Annotated in this window: 19 protein-coding genes; 10 read left to right on the forward strand and 9 right to left on the reverse strand. The window is 60.8% G+C overall.

Annotated elements, in window-relative coordinates; genetic code table 11:
- Positions 1-112: 112 nt before the first annotated feature.
- Genes F3J24_RS22255 through F3J24_RS22265 form a run of 3 tightly spaced genes read right to left on the reverse strand, consistent with a single transcriptional unit; the run spans position 113 to position 1,971 of the window.
- Complete coding sequence (locus F3J24_RS22255) at positions 113-928, reverse strand: DUF3106 domain-containing protein (RefSeq protein ID WP_167010748.1); 816 nt, start codon at positions 926-928, stop codon at positions 113-115.
- Between the two features lie 21 nt (positions 929-949).
- Complete coding sequence (locus F3J24_RS22260) at positions 950-1,405, reverse strand: DUF3619 family protein (protein ID WP_167010751.1); 456 nt, start codon at positions 1,403-1,405, stop codon at positions 950-952.
- Positions 1,402-1,971: an RNA polymerase sigma factor gene (locus F3J24_RS22265; protein WP_167010753.1), complete on the reverse strand. Its 570-nt coding sequence runs from the start codon at positions 1,969-1,971 to the stop codon at positions 1,402-1,404. The genes F3J24_RS22260 and F3J24_RS22265 overlap by 4 nt, the downstream gene beginning before the upstream one ends.
- A gap of 265 nt (positions 1,972-2,236) precedes the next feature.
- Here F3J24_RS22265 and F3J24_RS22270 point away from each other — a divergent pair, with 265 nt between their 5' ends.
- The 7 genes from F3J24_RS22270 to pbpG all read left to right on the forward strand — a co-directional run bounded on the left by F3J24_RS22270 (position 2,237) and on the right by pbpG (position 11,697).
- The gene (locus F3J24_RS22270) at positions 2,237-4,024 is read left to right on the forward strand and encodes an acetolactate synthase 3 catalytic subunit (protein ID WP_167010755.1); all 1,788 of its coding nucleotides are present in this window, start codon (positions 2,237-2,239) and stop codon (positions 4,022-4,024) included.
- Between the two features lie 158 nt (positions 4,025-4,182).
- Positions 4,183-4,674, forward strand: a complete 492-nt coding sequence (ilvN, locus tag F3J24_RS22275; protein ID WP_003056638.1) for an acetolactate synthase small subunit — start codon at positions 4,183-4,185, stop codon at positions 4,672-4,674.
- Between the two features lie 72 nt (positions 4,675-4,746).
- Positions 4,747-5,763 (forward strand): ketol-acid reductoisomerase, encoded by a 1,017-nt coding sequence (ilvC, locus tag F3J24_RS22280; RefSeq protein WP_003080801.1) that lies wholly within the window; start codon positions 4,747-4,749, stop codon positions 5,761-5,763.
- Positions 5,764-5,962: 199 nt separating this feature from the next.
- Complete coding sequence (pssA, locus tag F3J24_RS22285; protein WP_003056635.1) at positions 5,963-6,832, forward strand: CDP-diacylglycerol--serine O-phosphatidyltransferase; 870 nt, start codon at positions 5,963-5,965, stop codon at positions 6,830-6,832.
- A 231-nt stretch (positions 6,833-7,063) separates the two neighbouring features.
- Positions 7,064-8,737 (forward strand): 2-isopropylmalate synthase, encoded by a 1,674-nt coding sequence (leuA, locus tag F3J24_RS22290; RefSeq protein ID WP_167010757.1) that lies wholly within the window; start codon positions 7,064-7,066, stop codon positions 8,735-8,737.
- A gap of 103 nt (positions 8,738-8,840) precedes the next feature.
- A complete protein-coding gene (locus F3J24_RS22295; RefSeq protein ID WP_167010759.1) occupies positions 8,841-10,379 on the forward strand; it encodes a 2-isopropylmalate synthase in 1,539 nt (512 codons plus the stop codon).
- A 112-nt stretch (positions 10,380-10,491) separates the two neighbouring features.
- A complete protein-coding gene (pbpG, locus tag F3J24_RS22300) occupies positions 10,492-11,697 on the forward strand; it encodes a D-alanyl-D-alanine endopeptidase (protein ID WP_167010761.1) in 1,206 nt (401 codons plus the stop codon).
- 115 nt (positions 11,698-11,812) lie between these two features.
- Here pbpG and F3J24_RS22305 read toward each other — a convergent pair whose 3' ends face one another.
- The 6 genes from F3J24_RS22305 to F3J24_RS22330 form a co-directional block, all read right to left on the reverse strand.
- Positions 11,813-12,646, reverse strand: a complete 834-nt coding sequence (locus F3J24_RS22305) for an IclR family transcriptional regulator (RefSeq protein WP_167010763.1) — start codon at positions 12,644-12,646, stop codon at positions 11,813-11,815.
- A 98-nt stretch (positions 12,647-12,744) separates the two neighbouring features.
- Positions 12,745-13,515 carry an arginyltransferase gene (locus F3J24_RS22310; protein WP_167010765.1) on the reverse strand — a complete coding sequence of 257 codons (771 nt, stop codon included), beginning with the start codon at positions 13,513-13,515 and terminating at the stop codon, positions 12,745-12,747.
- A gap of 28 nt (positions 13,516-13,543) precedes the next feature.
- A complete protein-coding gene (gene aat, locus F3J24_RS22315) occupies positions 13,544-14,293 on the reverse strand; it encodes a leucyl/phenylalanyl-tRNA--protein transferase (protein ID WP_167010767.1) in 750 nt (249 codons plus the stop codon).
- 170 nt (positions 14,294-14,463) lie between these two features.
- Positions 14,464-15,018, reverse strand: coding sequence for an elongation factor P (gene efp, locus F3J24_RS22320; RefSeq protein ID WP_003056627.1), 555 nt, complete (start codon positions 15,016-15,018; stop codon positions 14,464-14,466).
- 194 nt (positions 15,019-15,212) lie between these two features.
- Complete coding sequence (gene earP, locus F3J24_RS22325; protein WP_167010769.1) at positions 15,213-16,334, reverse strand: elongation factor P maturation arginine rhamnosyltransferase EarP; 1,122 nt, start codon at positions 16,332-16,334, stop codon at positions 15,213-15,215.
- Between the two features lie 4 nt (positions 16,335-16,338).
- Positions 16,339-17,253, reverse strand: a complete 915-nt coding sequence (locus tag F3J24_RS22330; RefSeq protein WP_167010771.1) for a LysR family transcriptional regulator — start codon at positions 17,251-17,253, stop codon at positions 16,339-16,341.
- Between the two features lie 164 nt (positions 17,254-17,417).
- On the opposite strand from F3J24_RS22330, the gene F3J24_RS22335 reads away from it, so the two are divergent.
- The 3 genes from F3J24_RS22335 (at position 17,418) to F3J24_RS22345 (ending at position 20,704) form a co-directional block, all read left to right on the forward strand.
- Complete coding sequence (locus F3J24_RS22335; RefSeq protein WP_167010773.1) at positions 17,418-18,650, forward strand: CaiB/BaiF CoA-transferase family protein; 1,233 nt, start codon at positions 17,418-17,420, stop codon at positions 18,648-18,650.
- Positions 18,647-19,639 carry a hydroxymethylglutaryl-CoA lyase gene (locus tag F3J24_RS22340; RefSeq protein ID WP_167010775.1) on the forward strand — a complete coding sequence of 331 codons (993 nt, stop codon included), beginning with the start codon at positions 18,647-18,649 and terminating at the stop codon, positions 19,637-19,639. Before F3J24_RS22335 ends, F3J24_RS22340 begins: the two co-directional genes overlap by 4 nt.
- A 78-nt stretch (positions 19,640-19,717) precedes the next feature.
- Entirely contained in the window at positions 19,718-20,704 is a 987-nt protein-coding gene (locus tag F3J24_RS22345) for a tripartite tricarboxylate transporter substrate binding protein (protein ID WP_167010777.1), read from the forward strand.
- Positions 20,705-20,803 lie beyond the last annotated feature (99 nt).

Below are 20,803 nucleotides of genomic sequence, written 5' to 3' on the forward strand. Positions count from 1 at the left end.
TGGAGCTATGAAATCAGGAGTGGATGAGGGTGCTGCCGGGGTGTCTTGCTGCATGAGGGCATTGTAGGGCTCAGGTCAGCGGGCTTGGCACTCGGTTGCCGCACCGGTACTGTCATTGGTGCGCGTCTTGACCTGGAGCATCCAGCGGCGGCAGGGTGATGGGGGTGGCGCGTGGAATGTCCACGGGCGCCGTCTCCACAATCACCGAAGGCGTGCGGACCGGGTGGGTTTCCACCATGGCCGGCGTGGAAGGCACGGGGGGCGGTGGGTGGTGAATGGTCGCGGGCGGAATCTTGGGTAGATTGGGCACCGTGTTGGGAGAGGCCGTGGCTGCGGGAATGCGGGCCAGCTTCTTGGTGGGCACGGGCTTGATGGCGGGGGCGGCGGTCACCACCTTGGGGGTGGCGCGGGCTGCCAGCAATCGCTTTTCTTCATCGCTCAGGGCTTGATAGGCCTCCCACTGGGCCTGCTTGTCTGTAGCGAGCTTGTTGGTGATGGCGAAGTTCAGGCGTGCCTGATTGCGCTGGGCAGCGCTCAGGCCGGACCAGTCTTCCATGCGGTCGTGAAGCTTTTGCTGTTCGCGCTCGCTCAGCTTGTCAAAGCCATCGGCCAGGGCAATCCAGCGGCGCTTCTGCACCGAACCTATCATGGCCCAGCGCTCTTCCAGGGGCTGCAGGATTTCGCGCTGGTGGCTGCTGAGCTCTCCCCAGCGGGGGCCCGAGGCCTGGGCCGAGGCTCTCTGGCGTGTCGAGGGGTCGGCATGCATGGACCTGGAGGATGCGACTGTGGCCGGCGGCACGGAGCTGGGTGCCAGCCTGACCTGCTGTACGACATTCCACCCCGTCCAGCCCAAGGCCACCAACAACAGCGCCGCCATGACGGCGGCGGTGTTCTCGGGTTTCAGGAGGGAGCGCTTCTCAGTGGGCATCAATGCAGGGCGGCAGGCTGTTTAGTGTTCTGATGGTGTGGCGGCCGAGGTCTTGAGGTACTGGATGAAGCCAGGGTCAGAGTAGGCGGCAGGGGGCAGATCGTCGGTCAGCAAGGCAGTATCGACCTCGGTGACTTCGCTCAGCATACTTTGTTCGGTGTCGGAGTTGTAGATCACCAGGCCCGCAATGAGTGCAAAAACCGGAATCGCCGAGACCAGGGTGCGCCACCAGCCATTGCCCTCGTCGGGGCTGCCCAGGGTCAGGGTATTGCCCTGGGCCGATGCAGCGCTGCTGGTCTGAACGCGCAGCACGGACGCTTCGCGGCGGCGTATGGACACGGCTTGCTCGCGCGAGGCGCGCAGACGCTCGGTGACTTCATAGGGGAGCAAGGCTTCACCCTCACTCAGTCGTGCAGTGATTTGACGGGCGATGCGGTCGACGGCCTGTTCTTGCCGGAGGGTGGGCACGGTTTTCATAACTCGATTCCTTTGGCCTTGAGTGCCTTGCTCAATGTTTGGATGGCGCGAAAGCAATGGGTTTTGACGCTGCCTTCTGAACAACCCATGGCGGCAGCCGTCTCCGCGACATCCATCTCTTCCCAGTAACGCATGAGAAAGGCCTCGCGTTGACGCGCCGGCAGCTCCTGTATCTCTTTTTCTATGCTTTGCAAGGTCTGCTTGCGTTCGGTCAGGCTTTCGGCATTGCTGGCGGCCGATTCGTCGCTGTTGGTGGCATAGGTTTCCAGCCAGTCGAAGTCGCTGTCTGAGTCTACGGAGGACTCCAGGTCGCTGAAGTGGGTGAAGACGGCTTTCTGGGTCTTCTGGCGGCGAAACCAGTCCAGCGTGCTGTTCGACAGGATGCGCTGGAACAGCATGGGCAGCTCGTTGGCGGGCTTGTCCCCGTAATGCTGGGCCAGTTTGAGCATGCTGTCCTGCACGATATCCAGGGCGGCCTCCTCGTCGCGGACATGGAAAACGCTGCGTTTGAAGGCGCGCTTTTCAACGTCTTTGAGGAATGCAGACAGTTCTTGTTCTGTGGCCAAGAGAGAGTAACCCTGGAAAAAGCGGGAGTTGTTTGGTGATGAAAGTTGCAGATTATCGCATTCGATGATGTTTTTTTGTGTACTGCAATTGAAGGTCTTGTTGCAGTGCGATAATGATCTTCAACTTAAAGAAGCAAACGGATCACGGTCCGACGTACACACAAACGTCCATGGCATGTGGTCTTAAGTCCTAAACCGGCCTCACAAGGGCTTCAGGCTAAGGGCACCGAAGGTTTTTCGTTAGAGAAATTCACAAAGGTTGATCATGGAAATCTCCAAAGCCGAGCTGGCCTCTGCAGCCGCCGCATCGTCCCCCAAGGGCGCCCAGGAACTGATGGGCTCCGAAATCCTCATCAAGTCGCTTCAGGCTGAAGGTGTCAAGCACCTGTGGGGTTATCCTGGCGGGGCAGTTCTCTATATCTACGACGCGCTCTACAAGCAAGACAGCATTCAGCATGTGCTGGTGCGCCACGAGCAGGCGGCCGTGCATGCTGCCGACGGCTTTGCGCGTGCCACCGGCGAGGTGGGCGTGGCGCTGGTGACATCCGGCCCCGGTCTGACCAATGCCGTGACCGGCATTGCCACTGCCTATACCGACTCCATCCCCATGGTGGTGATTGCGGGCCAGACATCGACCAATTACATCGGCACCGACGCATTTCAAGAGTGCGACACCGTGGGCATCACGCGTCCCATCGTCAAGCACAATTTCCTGGTCAAGGATGTGCGCGAGCTGGCGGAGACCATGAAAAAGGCTTTCCACATCGCCCGCACCGGCCGTCCCGGCCCTGTGGTGGTGGATATTCCCAAGGACGTGTCCTTCAAGAAGGCGCTGTACACGGGCTATCCCGAAAAAGTGGAAATGCGCTCGTACAACCCCGTCAAAAAGGGCCATGCGGGCCAGATTCGCAAGGCCTTGCAGCTGCTGCTGACGGCCAAGCGCCCTTACATCTACACCGGCGGCGGCGTGCTGCTGGGCAATGCCTGCAACGAGCTGCGTCAGCTGGTGGACATGCTGGGCTACCCAGTCACGAATACGCTGATGGGCCTGGGCGCTTATCCTGCCAGCGACAAGAAGTTCCTGGGCATGCTGGGCATGCACGGCACCATTGAAGCCAACAATGCCATGCAGAACTGCGATGTGCTGCTGGCTGTGGGTGCTCGCTTCGACGACCGCGTGATCGGCAATCCCAAGCATTTCATGTCGGTGGAGCGCAAGATCATCCATATCGACATCGATCCTTCCTCCATCTCCAAGCGCGTGAAGGTGGATGTGCCCATCGTGGGCGATGTCAAGGATGTGCTGAGCGAGCTGATCGCCATGCTGCGCGAGTCGGCACAGCGTCCCGATGAGGCAGCTCTGGGTCAATGGTGGAACACCATCGAAGGCTGGCGCAGCCGCGACTGTCTGAGCTACGACAAGTCCAATACCGAAGTCATCAAGCCCCAGTACGTGGTCGACACGCTGTGGAACATGACCAAGGATGCGGATGCCTACATCACCTCCGATGTGGGTCAGCACCAGATGTGGGCGGCGCAGTATTACCGCTTCGATGAGCCCCGTCGCTGGATCAACTCCGGCGGTCTGGGCACCATGGGTGTGGGTCTGCCTTACGCCATGGGCATCAAGCTGGCCAAGCCCGACTCCGAAGTCTTCTGCATCACGGGCGAAGGCTCGATCCAGATGAATATCCAGGAGCTGGCTACCTGCAAGCAGTACAACACCCCGGTGGTCATCTGCGCGCTGAACAACCGCTTCCTGGGCATGGTGCGTCAGTGGCAGGAAATTGAATACTCGGGTCGCTACTCGAGCAGCTATATGGATTCGCTGCCCGACTTCGTGAAGCTGGCGGAGGCCTTCGGTCACCGTGGCCTGCTGATCGAAAGGCCTGCCGATGTCGAGGCTGCGTTGCGCGAAGCGCGCCGTATCGTGCGCGAGGAAAGCAAGACCGTCTTCCTGGACTTCCGCACCGATCCGACCGAGAACGTGTTCCCCATGGTGCAGGCAGGCCGTGGCATCACGGAAATGCTGCTGGGTGCTGACGACCTGTGATGCGTGGAGCGCCGGTTTTCTAGTGAAATCGGTCTCAAACGCTTACATGCCAATCGCAAACAGCTATATTTTGAATAGCATCTTTTGACGAATCTATTGTCCGCCAAGCTTGGCACTTACCGGTGTCAGGGGAGGGCGGCGAAAAGAGGAATCTCCCAATGAAACACATTATTGCCGTGCTGCTCGAGAACGAGCCTGGAGCACTGTCGCGCGTCGTGGGCCTGTTTTCTGCCCGTGGCTACAACATCGAATCCCTGACTGTCGCACCGACCGAGGACCCCTCGCTGTCGCGCATGACCATCCTCACTACGGGCTCAGATGATGTGATTGAGCAAATCACCAAGCACCTGAACCGACTGATTGAAGTGGTTAAAGTGGTGGACCTGACCGAAGGTGCCTATACCGAGCGCGAGCTGATGATGGTCAAGGTGCGTGCCGTGGGCAAGGAGCGCGAAGAAATGAAGCGCATGGCGGACATCTTCCGCGGCCGCATCATCGACGTGACCGAAAAGAGCTACACCGTGGAGCTGACCGGCGACCAGTCTAAGAACGACGCCTTTCTGCAGGCCATTGATCGCACTGCCATCCTCGAAACCGTTCGTACGGGCGCCTCGGGTATTGGCCGCGGCGAACGCATTCTGCGTGTCTAATCGCTGCTTGCACCACTTTTGAATCTGAATCAACCTTTTCAACCCCCTCAAGATAAGAGACCTGGAGCCATCATGAAAGTTTTCTACGACAAGGACTGTGACCTGAGCCTGATCAAGGGCAAGACTGTGGCCATCATCGGCTACGGCAGCCAAGGCCACGCGCATGCTCAAAACCTGAACGACAGCGGCGTGAAGGTTGTGGTCGGTCTGCGCAAGGGCGGCTCTTCCTGGGACAAGGTCGGCAAGGCCGGCCTGACCGTGATGGAAGTCAACGACGCGGTCAAGGCTGCCGACGTGGTCATGATCCTGCTGCCCGACGAGAACATCCCCGAGGTGTACAAGAACAACGTCGAGCCCAACATCAAGTCCGGCGCGACCCTGGCTTTCGCCCACGGCTTCAACGTGCACTACAACCAGGTCGTGCCTCGCGCCGATCTGGACGTGATCATGGTCGCCCCCAAGGGCCCCGGCCACACTGTGCGCTCTGAATACCTGAAGGGCGGCGGCGTTCCTTCCCTGATCGCCATCTACCAGGACCAGTCCGGCAAGGCCCGTGACGTGGCCCTGTCCTATGCTTCCGCCAATGGCGGTGGCAAGGGGGGCATCATCGAGACCAACTTCAAGGAAGAAACCGAGACCGATCTGTTCGGTGAGCAGGCCGTGCTGTGCGGCGGTGCCGTGGAACTGGTGAAGATGGGCTTCGAGACTCTGACCGAAGCTGGCTACGCTCCCGAAATGGCTTACTTCGAGTGCCTGCACGAACTCAAGCTGATCGTTGACCTGATGTATGAAGGCGGCATCGCCAACATGAACTACTCCATCTCCAACAACGCGGAGTATGGCGAGTACGTGACCGGCCCCGAAGTCATCAACGAAGAATCCCGCAAGGCCATGCGCAACGCCCTCAAGCGCATCCAGAGCGGTGAATACGCCAAGATGTTCATCAGCGAAGGCCGTCTGAACTATCCTTCGATGACTGCCCGTCGTCGCCAGAATGCCGATCACGCCATTGAGCAAGTGGGTGGTCAGCTGCGCTCCATGATGCCTTGGATCTCCAAGAACAAGCTGGTTGACCAGACTCGCAACTAATGCAGGCAAGTCATTCGGCGCGAGCCGGATGACTGCGCTTGGGCAAGAGGCCACCTTCGAGGTGGCCTTTTTTCATTCCGGAGGCGATCTGTGTGGCGGGTACACTGGTGGCAGGGACATGGCCATGATGGTCATGCTTGAAATACTATCGTTTTAATAGCTGCATGCATTTGACATGCAAGCACTGGAGGTCTGTTTGATGCAAAACAGCAATGATTCTGCCGATCTGAGTGGAATGCCGCGCAAGCCGCGCAAAGGCATTTATGTGCTGCCCAATCTGTTCACGCTGGCAGCGCTGTTTGGCGGTTTCTACGCCATCGTCATGGCCATGAACAACAAGTTCGAACTGGCGGCCGTGGGTGTTTTTTGCGCCATGGTGCTCGACAGTCTTGACGGTCGCGTGGCGCGCATGACGCACACGCAAAGCGCGTTTGGTGAGCAGATGGATTCGCTCTCCGACATGGTGTCCTTTGGTGCCGCGCCTGCGTTGATTGCTTATGAATGGGCCTTGCGTCCCCTGGGGCGCTGGGGCTGGATTGCCGCTTTTGTGTATTGCGCCTGCGCCGCATTGCGCCTGGCGCGCTTCAACGTGAATACGGCAGTGGTGGACAAGCGCTATTTCCAGGGCATGCCTTCGCCTGCGGCAGCGGCCCTGGTGGCGGGCTTTATCTGGCTGACCAGCGCGCTGATGGTTTCCCATCGCGACGTGCCCATCTTTGGCGATGTAATTTCCTGGTTTGGTGGCTATCCCACGGATCGGGCCGATCTGTCCTGGATCATGTTCGCCATCACGCTGTTCGCAGGTCTGACCATGGTCACCAATATTCCCTATTACAGCTTCAAGGACATCGGCGGCGCAAAGAGCATGCCCTTTGTTTCGCTGGTGGTAGTGGCCCTGCTGATGGCCGTGGTCAGCATCGAGCCTGCAACCATGCTGTTCCTGGTGTTTGTCGGCTACTCGGTCTCGGGCTATGTGATCTATGTCTGGCGCCGTGCCAAGGGCGAGCAGGTCAGCATCGTCGCCACCTCCAAGGACGAGCCCGACGAGCGTGGCCTGCACGACGATTGAAACCTTCGCCGAAAAAATCCTGGCCCTGTCAACTTTTCTTGTGTTAAAGTGAGCCGCATGCAAAACCTGTCGCTAGCTCTACTACTAATGTCCAACGGGCAGAGAAAGTAGCGCGCGCGTACAAACACACCCTACTTGGCGGCCCGTAGCATCAGCGACGGGCCGTTTTTGCTTTTGGGCGTCGCTGGAGCTGGGTTCAATTTCCTCTAATTTCGACTAAAGAGACTCACCATGTTGCAAAACCCTTCCACCAAATACCGCGCTTTCGCCCCCGTGCGTCTGACCGATCGCACCTGGCCCGACGCGGTCATCACCAAGCCTCCGGTCTGGTGCAGCGTGGATCTGCGTGACGGCAACCAGGCCCTGATCGAGCCCATGGACATCGAGCGCAAGGTGCGCATGTTCGAGCAACTGGTGAAGATCGGTTTCAAGGAAATCGAAGTCGGCTTTCCTTCGGCCTCGCAGATCGAGTTCGACTTCATGCGCAAGCTCATCGAGGAAAACCGCATTCCCGACGACGTGACCGTGCAGGTGCTGACCCAGGCGCGTGAGCATCTGATTCGCCGCACTTTCGAAGCGCTCGAAGGCGTGCCCCGCGCGATTGTCCATCTCTACAACGCCACGGCTCCCGTGATGCGCCGTGTGGTGCTGAATATGAGTGAAGACGAGATTGTGGAGCTGGCGGTGACCAATGCGCAGATGTTCAAGGACATCGCAGCCCAGCACCCTCAGACCAAATGGACCTTCCAGTACTCGCCCGAAATGTATTCGGACACCGAGCTGGAGTTCTCCAAGCGCGTGATCGACGCCGTCACCGATGTCTGGCAGCCCACGCCCGAGAACAAGTGCATCATCAATCTGCCCACCACCGTGGAGCACTCCACGCCCAATATCTTTGCCGACATGGTGGAGTGGACCCATCGCAACATCAAGCGCCGTGACAGCGTGGTGATCTCGGTCCACCCTCACAACGACCGCGGCACGGGAACGGCGGCTGCCGAGCTGTCCCTGATGGCCGGAGCGGACCGTCTGGAAGGCTGCCTGTTTGGCAACGGCGAGCGCACCGGCAATCTGGACGTGGTGAATGTGGCGCTCAATATGTATATCCAGGGCGTGAACCCCGGTCTGGATTTCTCCGACATCGATGATATCCGTGCAACGGTTGAGCATTGCAACCAGTTGCCCGTGCATCCTCGTCATCCTTACGTGGGTGACTTGGTCTACACCTCCTTCTCCGGCTCTCACCAGGATGCCATCAAGAAGGCTTTCGCCGCCCACAAGGAAGGCGATATCTGGGATATGCCCTATCTGCCCATCGATCCCAAGGACCTGGGTCGCAGCTATGAAGCCGTGATTCGCGTGAACAGCCAGTCGGGCAAGGGCGGCATTGCCTATCTGCTCGAGAGCGAGTACGGGCTTCAGCTGCCCCGCCGCCTGCAGATCGAATTCAGCCAGGTCGTGCAGCGCGAGATGGATGCCAGCGGCAAGGAATTGTCGGCTGCGGACCTGTGGGATCTGTTCCAGCGCGAATATGGCGTCAACACCGTCAAGGCGCCTCAATACCGCCTGAGCGAAGCCGATGGTGTGGTCAACATGACGTCCGAGATCGAGATCGCTGGAGAGAAGGTCTTTTTGGAAGGCGAAGGTACGGGCCCCATCGATGCCTTCGTGCAGGCACTGTCGGCTGAACTCGGTCGCAATGTGCGTGTGCTCAACTATGCCGAACATGCGATTGGCGAAGGTGCGAATGCCAAGGCGATTGCCTATGTGGAACTGCGCGTGGACGATGCTCAGGTCTGCTACGGCGTAGGGGTGGATGCCAATATTGTTTCCGCCTCGTTGCGCGCCATCATCTCAGGAGTGCAGCGTGTTACCGCTGTCGCTGAAGAGGCGGTAGCTGTTTAAGAGGTTCAAAGCCGGTGTCGCCAAAAGCACACCGGCTTTTTTGTCGGCAATCCTCCAGTCAAAACAGGCGTCTACCGGCGCCATCACATAGAGAGTCCCCACCATGTCCGATCAGCTCATTATTTTCGACACCACCTTGCGTGACGGCGAGCAATCGCCCGGCGCCTCCATGACGCGCGATGAAAAGCTGCGTATTGCCCGTCAACTGGAGCGTCTGAAAGTCGATGTGATCGAGGCAGGGTTTGCTGCAGCATCCAATGGAGACTTCGAGTCCATCCAGACCATTGCACGTGCCATCAAGGACTCCACGGTCTGCTCGCTTTCCCGCGCCAACGACCGCGACATCGCGCGTGCAGCCGAGTCGTTGAAGGGGGGCAACCGCGCTCGCATTCACACCTTCATCGCCACCAGTCCGCTGCATATGGAGAAAAAGCTGCGCATGACGCCCGAGCAGGTGCTGGAGCAGGCCAAGCAGGCGGTGCGCTTCGGGCGCAATCTCATCGAAGACATCGAGTTCAGCGCGGAGGACGGCTACCGCAGCGAACCCGATTTTCTGGCGCGTGTGATCGAGGCGGTCATCAAGGAAGGCGCAACCACCATCAACGTGCCCGACACCGTGGGCTATGCGATTCCGGAGCTTTATGGTGAATTCATTCGCAACCTGCGCGAGCGCGTGCCCAACAGCGACAAGGCCATCTGGTCCGTGCATTGCCACAACGACCTGGGCATGGCTGTTGCCAATTCGTTGGCGGGCGTGAAGATCGGCGGCGCGCGGCAGATCGAGTGCACCATCAACGGTCTGGGCGAGCGCGCGGGTAACTGCTCACTCGAAGAAGTGGTCATGGCCATCAAGACGCGCAAGGACTATTTCGGGCTGGAGGTGAACATCGACACCCAGCACATCGTGGCCGCCAGTCGCCTGGTCAGCCAGACCACAGGCTTTGTGGTGCAGCCCAACAAGGCGGTGGTAGGAGCCAATGCCTTTGCCCATGCCTCCGGCATTCATCAGGATGGCGTGCTCAAGGCACGTGATACTTACGAAATCATGCGTGCCGAGGATGTGGGCTGGGCGGCCAACAAGATCGTGCTGGGCAAGCTCAGCGGGCGCAATGCCTTCAAGCAGCGCCTGCAGGAGCTGGGGGTGGAGCTGGACAGCGAAGCTGCCATCAACCAAGCTTTCACGCGCTTCAAGGAACTTGCGGATCGCAAGAGCGAGATTTTTGACGAGGACATTCTGGCGTTGGTGAATGCCGAAGGCGCGGAGCACCAGGACAATCAGTTCCAGTTCATTTCACTGGCCCAGCAGAGCGAAACAGGTGAGCGCCCACATGCCAGTGTGGTCTTCAGCAATGCAGGCCGGGAAATCAAAGCCAGCTCCGAGGGCAATGGTCCGGTCGATGCATCGTTCAAGGCCATCGAGTCCGAAGTCAAGAGCGGTGCCGAAATGGTGCTGTATTCCGTCAATGCCATCAGCGGCTCAACCGAGAGTCAGGGCGAGGTGACAGTGCGCCTGCAACGCAGTGGTCGCGTCGTCAACGGAGTGGGTGCTGACCCCGACATTGTGGTCGCGTCGGCCAAGGCTTATCTGAGCGCTTTGAACAAATTGCATAGCAATCAGGAAGTTGTTGCAGCACAAGGTTGACTGCTGGATTTATAATTTCACTCAGATTATCGAGAAGGTTGTGCAAGTGCTTGTCACTGCACAACTTTTTTGATTGAATTAAATCCTTACACCTTGTTGTCTGGAGTATCGCATGCAGCTGCTGCGTCCATTTCGCCTTGCAAAACTCACCCAGGTGGTGTCTTTGGCTCTGTTGAGCTGCGCTCTGGCTGCTCCGGCAGCGCATGCAGCGGCGCCCAAAAAAGACTCCAAAAAGCCCGTGGCTGCTGCGGCTGCGACCAAGAAGGCCGCCAAGGAGCCCGCTGGCAAGGTTCGTGCTGCAGCGCAGCCCAAAGGCGCAAAGGTCGCCAAGGGCAAGCCCGAAAAGGCGGACGCCAAGCTTGCAAGCAAGAAGGGCGGCAAGTCTGTTCTAGCGGCCAAGGCCGAGAGAGAAGAGAAGACCGGCGGCAAGAAGCGCCTGGCCAGGGCTGGCGCTGCGGTTGCAGCGGCGGCAGCTGCCACGGCAGTCGAGCCCGCACGCCTGTCCTATGGGCAAATGGCGGGTCTTCACTCCGTCACTGACCCTCTGGATCTGCAAAGCAGCGTGGCCTATGTAATCGACCAGGACACGCATGAGGTGCTGCTGAGCAAGAACGATCAGGCCGTGCTGCCGATTGCTTCGCTGACCAAGCTCATGACCGGTCTGCTGATCTCCCAGGCCCGTCTGCCCATGGATGAGATGATCACCATCACGCAGGACGATGTGGATACCGAAAAGCACAGTAGCTCCCGTCTGCGTGTGGGCACCACCTTGACGCGTGCCGAGATGATGCATCTGGCGCTGATGTCCAGCGAGAACCGTGCTGCCCATGCCCTGGGACGCACCTATCCCGGCGGTCTGGCGCAGTTTGTGCAGCTGATGAACTCCAAGGCGCTGCAGCTGGGCATGAAGGACACGCGCTATGTGGAGCCGACCGGCCTGTCCAGCAGCAACCAGTCCAGCGCACGCGATCTGGCACGTCTGGTGGCAGTGGCCCATGCGGATCCGCTGATGCGCGAATACTCCACATCGCCCGGTTATGAAGTGGCCGTGGGTCGTCGCACGCTGCAGTTCAACAACACCAATCGTCTGGTCAAGAGCGACAACTGGGATATCGGCCTGCAAAAGACCGGCTATATCTCCGAAGCCGGACGCTGCCTCGTGATGCAGGCCCATGTGGCCGGGCGCAAGCTGATCATGGTGTTCCTGGATTCGGCAGGTAAGTTCAGCCGTCTGGCCGACGCCGAGCGCGTGCGCCATTGGATGGAAAGCAAGGGGCCCACGGCCAGCAACACGATTGCCAGTCGTATCCGCGGTTGAGTCCGGCGAGGGCTAGGCCCCACCAGCAAAAAGCGCTACCTCGGTAGCGCTTTTTTATGGGAGTCATGGAGCGGGGGCTGCTTCGTGCATTGGTCGTTTGCGCCGCAGGAGTGCTTCAGTTGTGCTGGCTGCGGCTATAGGGATTGGGGGCGGTCTGAGCGGTGGCAGGGCGGGTGCCGCTGAAACCCAATGCCACAGAAATTTCCTGCACCGTGGCCTGCAGCCTGGGTGCCCAGCTTTCGTCAAGCCGGTCAGCAGGCGCCGATATCGACAGCCCGGCGATCAGCTTGTTCTGGTCGTCGTAAATGCCGGCGGCCATGCAGCGCACGCCCAGTTCCAGTTCTTCGTTGTCGCGGGCAATACCGTATTGGCGCACCTTGGCCAGCTCATGCTCCAGGTCGCCCAGCTGGGTGATGCTGAAATGGGTCTTGCCAGGCAGGCCGGTACGCATGGCGTAGGCGCGCACCTGCTGGGAGTCGTCGGCCGCCAGAAACAGCTTGCCGTTGGAGGTCAGATGCAAAGGAGCATGGCCGCCAATGGCGCGTACCACCTGCATGCCGGAGCGCTCGCTGTAGGCGCGCTCCACATAGACAATCTCGTCGCCCTGACGCACGGACAGGCTGATGGGCTGCTGAATCTGCTTGTAGAGCTGGCGCATCGGCGAAAGCGCCACTTCGCGCACATTCAGGCGAGCCTTGACCAGATTGCCCAACTCCAGAAAACGCATGCCCAGGCGATAGCTGCCCGATTCGGGGCGGTCCACAAAGCGGCCCAGCGCGAGGTCATTGAGGATGCGATGCGTGGTCGATGGATGCAGGCCTGTGCGTTCGCTGATCTCCTTCAAAGAAACCGCTTCCTCACGCGATGCCAGCACGTCAATCAACGTGAACATGCGTTCCAGAACCTGGACGCTGGGCTTTGCGGAGGCCGAGAGGTCGTCTTTTTTCATGCGTTGGAGATACTTTGCGGGATGAGGGCATTCTAGCGGTGCTGCAGCCGCGCAACCATCTCATCCGCTCATATATCCATGTGCAGCTTTTGGCCGCATCACTCTTCAATTTGCGAGCGCACAATGCTTTGCCTGTCTATGCGTCGCCATAGCTCACCCTGGCGGATCTCATGCGGTAAAAAGCTGGCCTTGTAGCGCATTTTCTGGCTCTCGGAGATCCAGTAGCCCAGATAGACATACGGCAGATTCATGGCTTTCGCCTGCTGGATCTGCCACAGCACATTGAAGGTGCCGTAGCTGGCCTGGTCTTCGGGGGCGTAGAAGGTGTAGACCGCCGAGAGTCCGTCTTCGAGCACATCGAGAATCGAGAGCATCTTGAGTGTGCCTGGCTGTCCGTCTACGCCGGGCTCGCGAAACTCCACCAGCCGTGAGTTGACCCTGCTTTGCAGCAGAAACTGCGTGTACTGATCCACGCTGTCGTTGTCCATGCCGCCGCCGCTGTGGCGATGCTGCTGGTAGCGAAGGTAGAGCTGGTAGTGCTCGTCGGAATAGTGCAGGCGTTGAATGGAGGCCACCAGCTGCCCGTGCTGTTTGGCAGCGCGTCGCTGGCTGCGGCTGGGGCGGAACTCCTGCGCAAGAATTCGCAGCGGGACGCAGGCCTGGCAGCCGTCGCAATAGGGACGATAGGTGAACATGCCGCTGCGCCTAAAGCCCCGCGTAACCAGTTCCGAGTAGGTTGTGTTCTGTATCAGGTGGCTGGGAGTGGCGACCTGGGAGCGTGCCAGCCGACCCGGCAGATAGCTGCAGGGATAGGCCGCCGTGGCGTAGAACTGCAGGGCATGTAGCGGGAGGTCGTTCGGGTGCGTCATGATCGGACTCGGCTGCAGATGCGGTGCATCAAGCCTCAGTATGGCTCAGCAACTGCTCCCAGTATATGGGTCTGAATTGCCACTGCATATCGGGCAGCTGCGACTGGGCTTGAACAGTCCGGGCAAATTGTGCTCTGGTGATCTCTCTTGCGCCCATGAAGGAAAGGTGCGCCGTGGCCTGCTGGCAGTCGATCTGCGGCACCTGATGAGCCCTACACAGGGCCACCAGTGCCGACAGTGCAATCTTGGAGGCATCGGTCTGCAGTGCGAACATGGATTCGCCAAACACGGCCCTGCCCAGCGCCACGCAATAAAGTCCGCCGACCAGCTGGCCGTCGATCCATGTCTCCACGCTGTGTGCGGCGCCCTGTTGATGCAGCTCGGTATAGGCATCGATGATGCTCTGCACGATCCAGGTTCCGTTCTGGCCGTCGCGCGGGGTCTGGGCGCAATGCTGCATCACCGTGGCAAAAGCGCTGTCGATGCGGATTTCGCAGCCTGGATCGTCGCGAAACTTCTGCAGTCTCTTGCGCAGGCTGCGGTGCAGGCGGAACTCCTCAGGATGCAGAGCCATGCGCGGATTGGGCGACCACCAGAGCACGGGCTGGCCCTCGCTGAACCACGGGAAGATTCCCTGGCTGTAAGCGGTGCGCAGGCGGGTGGCATCCAGGGTGTTGCCGGCGGCCAGCAGCCCGGGAATGGGGTCGCACTCTCCCCAGGTCTGATCGATGGGGGGGAATTCTTGTTCGGGCTGCAACCAGGGCAGGGAGTGCGTCATTGGCAGTGGAAATGGATGGACTGCCCTTAGTCTTGCACAGACTGAAGCGGTTTTGTGTGTCGCGGCAGACCAGGGGGCTGGCGTAATCCCGCTGTCGCAGGCAGAAATGAAAAAAGGCTTCCATAGGGAAGCCTTTTTGCCGGGGTGCAGCTGCGGCAGCTGCCGCCACCTTACACGCGCTTGCGGTATTCGCCGGTGCGGGTGTCGATTTCGATCTTGTCTTCTTGGGACACGAACAGGGGCACGGCCACTTCGAAGCCAGTAGCGATCTTGGCGGGCTTCAGAACCTTGCCGGATGTATCGCCCTTGACTGCAGGCTCGGTCCAGGTGATTTCGCGCACGATGGTGGTGGGCAGTTCGACGGAGATGGCCTTGCCGTCATAGAACACCACTTCGGCAGTCATGCCGTCTTCCAGGTAGTTCAGTGCGTCAGCCATGTTTTCGGCTTCGACTTCGTACTGGTTGAACTCTTCGTCCATCCACACGTACATGGGGTCGGCGAAGTAGGAGTAGGTGCAATCCTTCTTGTCCAGGATCACGTTGTCGATCTTGTCGTCGGCCTTGAACACGTTTTCCGTGCCGAAGTTGCCGATCAGGCTCTTGAGCTTCATGCGCACGGTAGCAGCGCCACGGCCGCCACGAGCGTATTCGGTCTTCAGAACGATCATGGGGTCCTTGCCGAACATGATCACATTGCCTGCGCGGATTTCTTGAGCGATTTTCATGGCTTGCTTGCGTTTGAAAGGTTGGAGCCGCTCTACACGGCAGGCAAGCTGTTCGCAATGGTCGCTGGAGAAAGCAACGCATCAAAGGTGCGGCGGCGGGGCCTGCCGCATGTACCGCGGCGGGGCGCGACCCCGAAAGCAAGATCGCTCGGCATACCGGCTGCGACTGCCCTCAGAGAGGCAAAACGTGGATTTTAGCTTTTTTCGGCGACAAAAGCTTGAAGCTGTGCAATCAGTTCGGTTTGTTCCATCAATCTGGCGCGTGCGGCCCTGATGCAGCAGGCCCATTCATCCAGCATCTGCCCATCGAGCAAAGGCAATGTTTGCGGTGCGGTCATGCCATTCCAGGTGTGGTGAAAGCGCCTGAGACTGTCCGGGGCCTGGAGCCAGTCCAGAAAGGCATTCAGCTTGTCGTGGTGGGCGTTGTCGTGCTGGGGATAGATCTGCCAGACCATGGGCTGGCCGGCCCAGAGCGCGCGCACCAGGGAGTCCTCGCCGCGCACCAGATTCAGGTCGCAGGCCCAGAGCATTTCGTCGAACCGGGCTTGAGGGCGGGCTGGCAGATAGACCGGCTGCATCTGCTGCGCTTGGGGCAGCGCCTGCACGGCCGCCGTGGCGCGTCCGGGGGTGACCAGCAGCCTGGCGTTGATCGCCTGCTTGTCCGAGAGCTGGGCGAGCAACTGGGGCAGGGCGGCGGGCTCGTAGCAAAACAGCGAGACGGCGCATTCGCCAGGCTGAATGCCTTGCGCGCGGCGCCACGACTCGCGTTGGATCATGAAGGCCTGCTGGCGCTCGGCCAGGTTCTGCTCGCGTACCAGCGAGCCGGTGGCCGCCGTAAAGCCGGGGTAGAAGAACCAGCGTGTCAGCCCGGCGGCAGGGCCGCTCATGATACGTGAGGGCAGGCGATGGCAGCGCTCCACATAGTCTTCGGCCGAGAGATATTCGAGATTGATCCAGACCGGGGGCTTGCTCTTTGACGCCTTGTCTGCAATGGCGCTCACGAATGCCGCGGGAATCTCACAGCCGAAGGCCTCGATGACCACGTCGCCAATCGATGCCGTCACGTCCGCGGCTTGCGCGGGCCAGGCATGGACGCTCAGGCCGGGCGGCCAGGGCTGGGGGGCCATCCATTGCAGGGCGCTGGCATCGTCCATCCACAAACGTACCTGCTGACCGCGTGCGGCCAGCTCCGCGGCTGTGCGCCAGCACACGCCTACGTCGCCAAAGTTGTCTATGACCTGGCAGAAGATGTCCCAGCACAGCGAAGGATGTTGTGGCGTGCTGCCGGATATGGGTAAAGGTGCGAAATCGGGCATGGCTTCAGTCTTGATCGGTTGAGGCGCTCTGACACAGGTGTTCGACCAGCAGCTGTGCAACGGGCGAGAGTGCGTCCTGGGAGCGTACGCAGAGCATGAGCTGGCGCTCGGCCCAGACTTCGTCCAGGCGGATGCAGCGCAAGGGCAGGGCGCCCATGTAGATATGGGCACTGCCCTCGGGAAGAATGCCAACGCCCAGGCCGGCGGCCACCATCAGGCACAGGGCGTCATAGCCCGTCACCTTCATGCGCAGGCGCGGCTGCAGGCCCTGGTCGGCGGCAGAGCGGGTGATGAGATGGTTGAGCGCACTGTCGGCATGCATGCCGATCAGATCATGTTCGAGGACCTGCTCCAGGCGCAGCCTGTGCTCGCCGGCCAGCGGATGGGACTGGGGCATGACCACGGCCAGCCGGTCCCGGCGATAGGGGCGCAGGCTGATCTTGCTGCCGTAGCTGCCGTTGTTGAGCAGGCCGATATCGGCTTCGTTGTCGGCCACGGCTCGCGCGATATCGGTGCTCACACGCTCCTGCAGCCGCACGTCCACCAACGGGTGCCGGCTCAGAAAGCTCTGCAGTTGGGCCGGCAGAAACTGGGTGATGCTGGAAATATTGGCCATCACCCGCACATGGCCGCGCAGGCCTTGCTCGCCGCCCTGGGCATAGTCCTTCATCTGGGTGGCGATGCCGTCCAGCTCGTTGAGCACGCCACGCGCCATGTTCAGCAGGGCGTAGGCGGCAGCCGTGGGCTGGCTGCCCCGGTTGCTGCGTGTGAACAGCTCAAGCTGCAGCTGATCCTCCAGCTCGGCTAGGCGGCGGCTGGCGGCCGAAGGGGCAATGTGCTCGCGTGCCGCGGCACGCGCGATGGCGTTTTCCTCCATCACGGCCACAAACAGGCGCAGGGTGATCGGGTCCAGTTTCATGAGGACAGCATTATCCCGCCTGGCTATGCCCAAATGCGATGGCAGCTTCGCATTTCAGCGTTTTGCAGGACTGCGCTTCAAGGGCAAGATGATTGAAAAGCCGCTTTGCCTGGTTTTGGTCAACGCAAAGCGGCACAGCAAGACAGCCATCAAGAGACAAACGGATGACGATGATGAATATCCAAGACCCCGCCACACAGACCGCCACGCCGCGTGCGCTGGAGGGCGTGAAAGTGGTGGAAATGGGCCAGCTGATTGCCGGCCCCTTCTGCGGCAAGACCCTGGGCGAGTTTGGTGCCGATGTCATCAAGATCGAGGCGCCCGGTGCCGGCGATCCGCTGCGCAACTGGCGCCTGATCAAGGAAGGCACCTCCGTCTGGTGGCAGGTGCAGTCGCGTAACAAGCGCTCGGTCGCACTCGATCTGCGCCAGCAGGAGGCGCAGGTCGTGGCGCGTCAGCTGATCGCCGAAGCCGATGTGCTGGTCGAGAACTTCCGTCCCGGCACGCTGGAGGGCTGGGGCATGTCGCCCGAGGAGCTGCACGCCATCAACCCCGGCTTGGTGATTCTGCGTATCTCTGGCTACGGCCAGACCGGCCCCTATCGCGATCTGCCGGGCTTTGGTGTGATCGGCGAAGCCATGGGCGGGCTGCGCCATCTGACGGCCGAGCCGGGCCGGGTGCCGGTGCGTGTGGGCGTGTCGATAGGCGATACGCTGGCGGCCCTGCACGGCGTGATCGGCGTGATGATGGCCCTGTACCACCGCAAGGTGAATGGCGGTCCCGGCCAGGTGATCGACGTGGCCCTGCATGAGGCCGTGTTCAACATCATGGAAAGTCTGATTCCCGAGTACAGCGCCTTTGGCGCCGTGCGCGAGGCCGCCGGCAGTGCGCTGCCGGGCATTGCGCCCTCGAATGCCTACCCCTGCCAGGATGGCTGGGTGCTCGTGGCGGGCAATGGTGACTCCATCTTCAAGCGACTCATGACGACCATCGGCCGCCAGGATCTGGCCGATGCGCCGGATCTGGCCGACAACGCGGGCCGCGTCCAGCGCGTGGCCGAGATCGATGCCGCGATTGGCACATGGACGCAGGCACGCAGCGTGCAGACGGTGATGGACGAGCTGGGCGCGGCACGCGTGCCGGCCGGTAAGGTCTACACGGCCAAGGATATTGCCGAAGATCCGCATTACCGGGCGCGCGAGATGATTCTGACCCAGCGCACCCGCGATGGTTTCGAGCTTCAGGTGCCCGGTGTGGTGCCCAAGCTCTCGCTGACGCCGGGCACGGTGCGCAGCAGCGCCCCTCATGTGGGCGACGACACCGATGCCGTGCTGGCCGAGATCGGCCTGAGCGCCGAACAGATTGCGCAGCTGCGCGCCAAAGGAATTGTCCAATGATGGCCGCCGACCTGAATACGAAGGTGTGGACCGGTGCGGGTCGCCGCATTTTCATGAACGAAGTCGGCACGCGCGACGGTCTGCAGATGGAGCAGGCCTTTGTGCCCACCGAGGACAAGATCGCGTTGGTCAATGCGCTGTCTGAGGCGGGCCTGTCCAAGATCGAAGTCACGGCCTTTGTTTCGCCCAAGGCCATTCCGGCCCTGCGCGACGGCGAGATCGTGATGCGCGAGATCACTCGCCGGCCGGGCACGGTCTACACGGCGCTGGTGCCCAATGTGCGTGGCGCGGAGCGTGCGATCGATGCACAGACCGACGAACTCAATCTCGTGATGTCGGTCAGCGAGACGCACAACCTCTGCAATCTGCGCATGCAGCGCAGCCAGTCCTTCGAGGCGCTCAGGCAGGTGATTGCCACGGCGCAGCAGGCGGCAACACCCGTCAACGTGTCGCTTTCCTGCTGCTTTGGCTGCCCCATGGAGGGCGATGTGGCCGAGGTCGAAGTGCTGGCCTGGGTGCAGCGCTTTGCCGATCTGGGCGTGCATGGCATCACGCTGTGCGATACCACGGGCATGGCCTATCCCAACCAGGTGCATTCCATGGTTCTGGCCTTCAAGGCGCGCTGGCCGCAACTGGGCCTGACCCTGCATTTCCACAACACGCGCGGCATGGCGCTGGCCAATGTGCTGGCCTCCATTGATGCGGGGGCGGATCGCTTCGACGCCTCGATTGGCGGCCTGGGCGGCTGTCCTTATGCGCCGGGCGCCTCGGGCAATGCCTGCACCGAAGAGATCGTGCATGCGCTGCAGCTCATGGGCTATGACACAGGCACAGATCTGGCCCGCATTGTGGCGGCCGCTCGCAGCCTGCCGGCGCTGATCGGCCACGAGACGCCCAGCCAGATCGTCAAGGCCGGTGCGCGCTGGGACCTGCACCAGCCGCCAGCGGATTTTGCCGAGATCAAGGAACGCGCCCAGGCCAGGGCCTGAAACGGTTTTCGCCCCGCTGCATCGGCTCTTTCGGGGGAAGGAGCTGCTGCGGTTCAACATTCCAACAAGGAGACAAACATGACTGTTCAACGTCAACGCCTTCATTTCCTGCTTGCGGCGGCTGCTGCTGCGACCGGCCTTGCCGGCGCCTCGGCCATGGCCCAGGGCAGCTATCCCAGCAAAACCGTGCTGATGATCGTGCCCGCAGCCGCGGGTGGCACCACCGATCTGGCGGGTCGCATGGCCGCACAGGCGCTGGCGCCGGTGATCGGGCAATCGGTGGTAGTGGACAACAAGGGCGGCGGCAACGGCGCCATCGCTGCCAATCTGGTCAAGCGTGCCGATCCCGACGGCTACACGCTGCTGATGCAGTACTCGGGCTACCACGTCATCTCCCCGCACCTGACCAAGGCCAGAAGCTGGGAGCAAAGCGACTTTGCCCCTGTGGCCAATGTGCTGTCGGCACCGCAGATCATCGTCGTGCGCTCCGAGCTGCCCGTGAAGACGCTGGCCGAGCTGGTGAGCTACACCAAGGCCAACCCCGGCAAGCTCAACTACGCCTCGTCGGGCAACGGCTCGCTGCAGCATGTGACGGGCGCCATGCTGGAGCAACAGGCCGGCGTGAAGATGGTGCATGTTCCTTACAAGGGCACGGGTCCGGCGCTGCAGGACCTGCTGGGCGGCCAGGTGGACCTGACCTTCGGCACCGCGCCTCCCTTCATGCCCCATGTGCAAAGCGGCAAGCTGCGCGTGCTGGCCGTGACGGGCAAGCAGCGCCTGCCCAGCCTGCCCAATGTGCCCACCACGGCGGAAGCCGGCTACCCGGGCGTGAACGCCACTTCCTGGTTTGCCGTGTTTGCGCCCAAGGCCACGCCACAGCCCGTGATCGACAAGCTGGCTGCCGATATCAAGAAGGTGGTGGAGGACCCCGCCTTCAGGAAAAAGGCCGAAGAGCAGGGCGCGACGGCAGACTATATGAACCCGCAGCAACTGGCAGCCATGGTCAAGACCGAATATGGCAACTGGGCGCAGGTGGTGAAGTCGTCCAGAATCGAAGCCGAGTAAGCTGCAGGGCGCAGGGATTGCCCCGAATTCCTTGGATCTAAGAAAGGAGCTGCTTCCGATTGATTGATAAGGATCTCAGATAGAAAAGTATCTTAAATT

The sequence above is a fragment of the Comamonas sp. Tr-654 genome (genome assembly GCF_011752915.1).
GTDB lineage: Bacteria > Pseudomonadota > Gammaproteobacteria > Burkholderiales > Burkholderiaceae_C > Comamonas.

Coding starts and splice junctions, on each gene's coding strand:
- earP (WP_167010769.1), bottom strand. CDS start 16,334: ATGCCCGATTTCGCACCTTTACCCATATCCGGCAGCACGCCACAACAT.
- F3J24_RS22340 (WP_167010775.1), top strand. CDS start 18,647: ATGATGGCCGCCGACCTGAATACGAAGGTGTGGACCGGTGCGGGTCGC.
- F3J24_RS22255 (WP_167010748.1), bottom strand. CDS start 928: ATGCCCACTGAGAAGCGCTCCCTCCTGAAACCCGAGAACACCGCCGCC.
- F3J24_RS22335 (WP_167010773.1), top strand. CDS start 17,418: ATGACGATGATGAATATCCAAGACCCCGCCACACAGACCGCCACGCCG.
- F3J24_RS22345 (WP_167010777.1), top strand. CDS start 19,718: ATGACTGTTCAACGTCAACGCCTTCATTTCCTGCTTGCGGCGGCTGCT.
- F3J24_RS22270 (WP_167010755.1), top strand. CDS start 2,237: ATGGAAATCTCCAAAGCCGAGCTGGCCTCTGCAGCCGCCGCATCGTCC.
- F3J24_RS22310 (WP_167010765.1), bottom strand. CDS start 13,515: ATGACGCACCCGAACGACCTCCCGCTACATGCCCTGCAGTTCTACGCC.
- F3J24_RS22295 (WP_167010759.1), top strand. CDS start 8,841: ATGTCCGATCAGCTCATTATTTTCGACACCACCTTGCGTGACGGCGAG.
- pbpG (WP_167010761.1), top strand. CDS start 10,492: ATGCAGCTGCTGCGTCCATTTCGCCTTGCAAAACTCACCCAGGTGGTG.
- efp (WP_003056627.1), bottom strand. CDS start 15,018: ATGAAAATCGCTCAAGAAATCCGCGCAGGCAATGTGATCATGTTCGGC.
- aat (WP_167010767.1), bottom strand. CDS start 14,293: ATGACGCACTCCCTGCCCTGGTTGCAGCCCGAACAAGAATTCCCCCCC.
- F3J24_RS22305 (WP_167010763.1), bottom strand. CDS start 12,646: ATGAAAAAAGACGACCTCTCGGCCTCCGCAAAGCCCAGCGTCCAGGTT.
- F3J24_RS22260 (WP_167010751.1), bottom strand. CDS start 1,405: ATGAAAACCGTGCCCACCCTCCGGCAAGAACAGGCCGTCGACCGCATC.
- leuA (WP_167010757.1), top strand. CDS start 7,064: ATGTTGCAAAACCCTTCCACCAAATACCGCGCTTTCGCCCCCGTGCGT.
- F3J24_RS22330 (WP_167010771.1), bottom strand. CDS start 17,253: ATGAAACTGGACCCGATCACCCTGCGCCTGTTTGTGGCCGTGATGGAG.
- pssA (WP_003056635.1), top strand. CDS start 5,963: ATGCAAAACAGCAATGATTCTGCCGATCTGAGTGGAATGCCGCGCAAG.
- ilvN (WP_003056638.1), top strand. CDS start 4,183: ATGAAACACATTATTGCCGTGCTGCTCGAGAACGAGCCTGGAGCACTG.
- ilvC (WP_003080801.1), top strand. CDS start 4,747: ATGAAAGTTTTCTACGACAAGGACTGTGACCTGAGCCTGATCAAGGGC.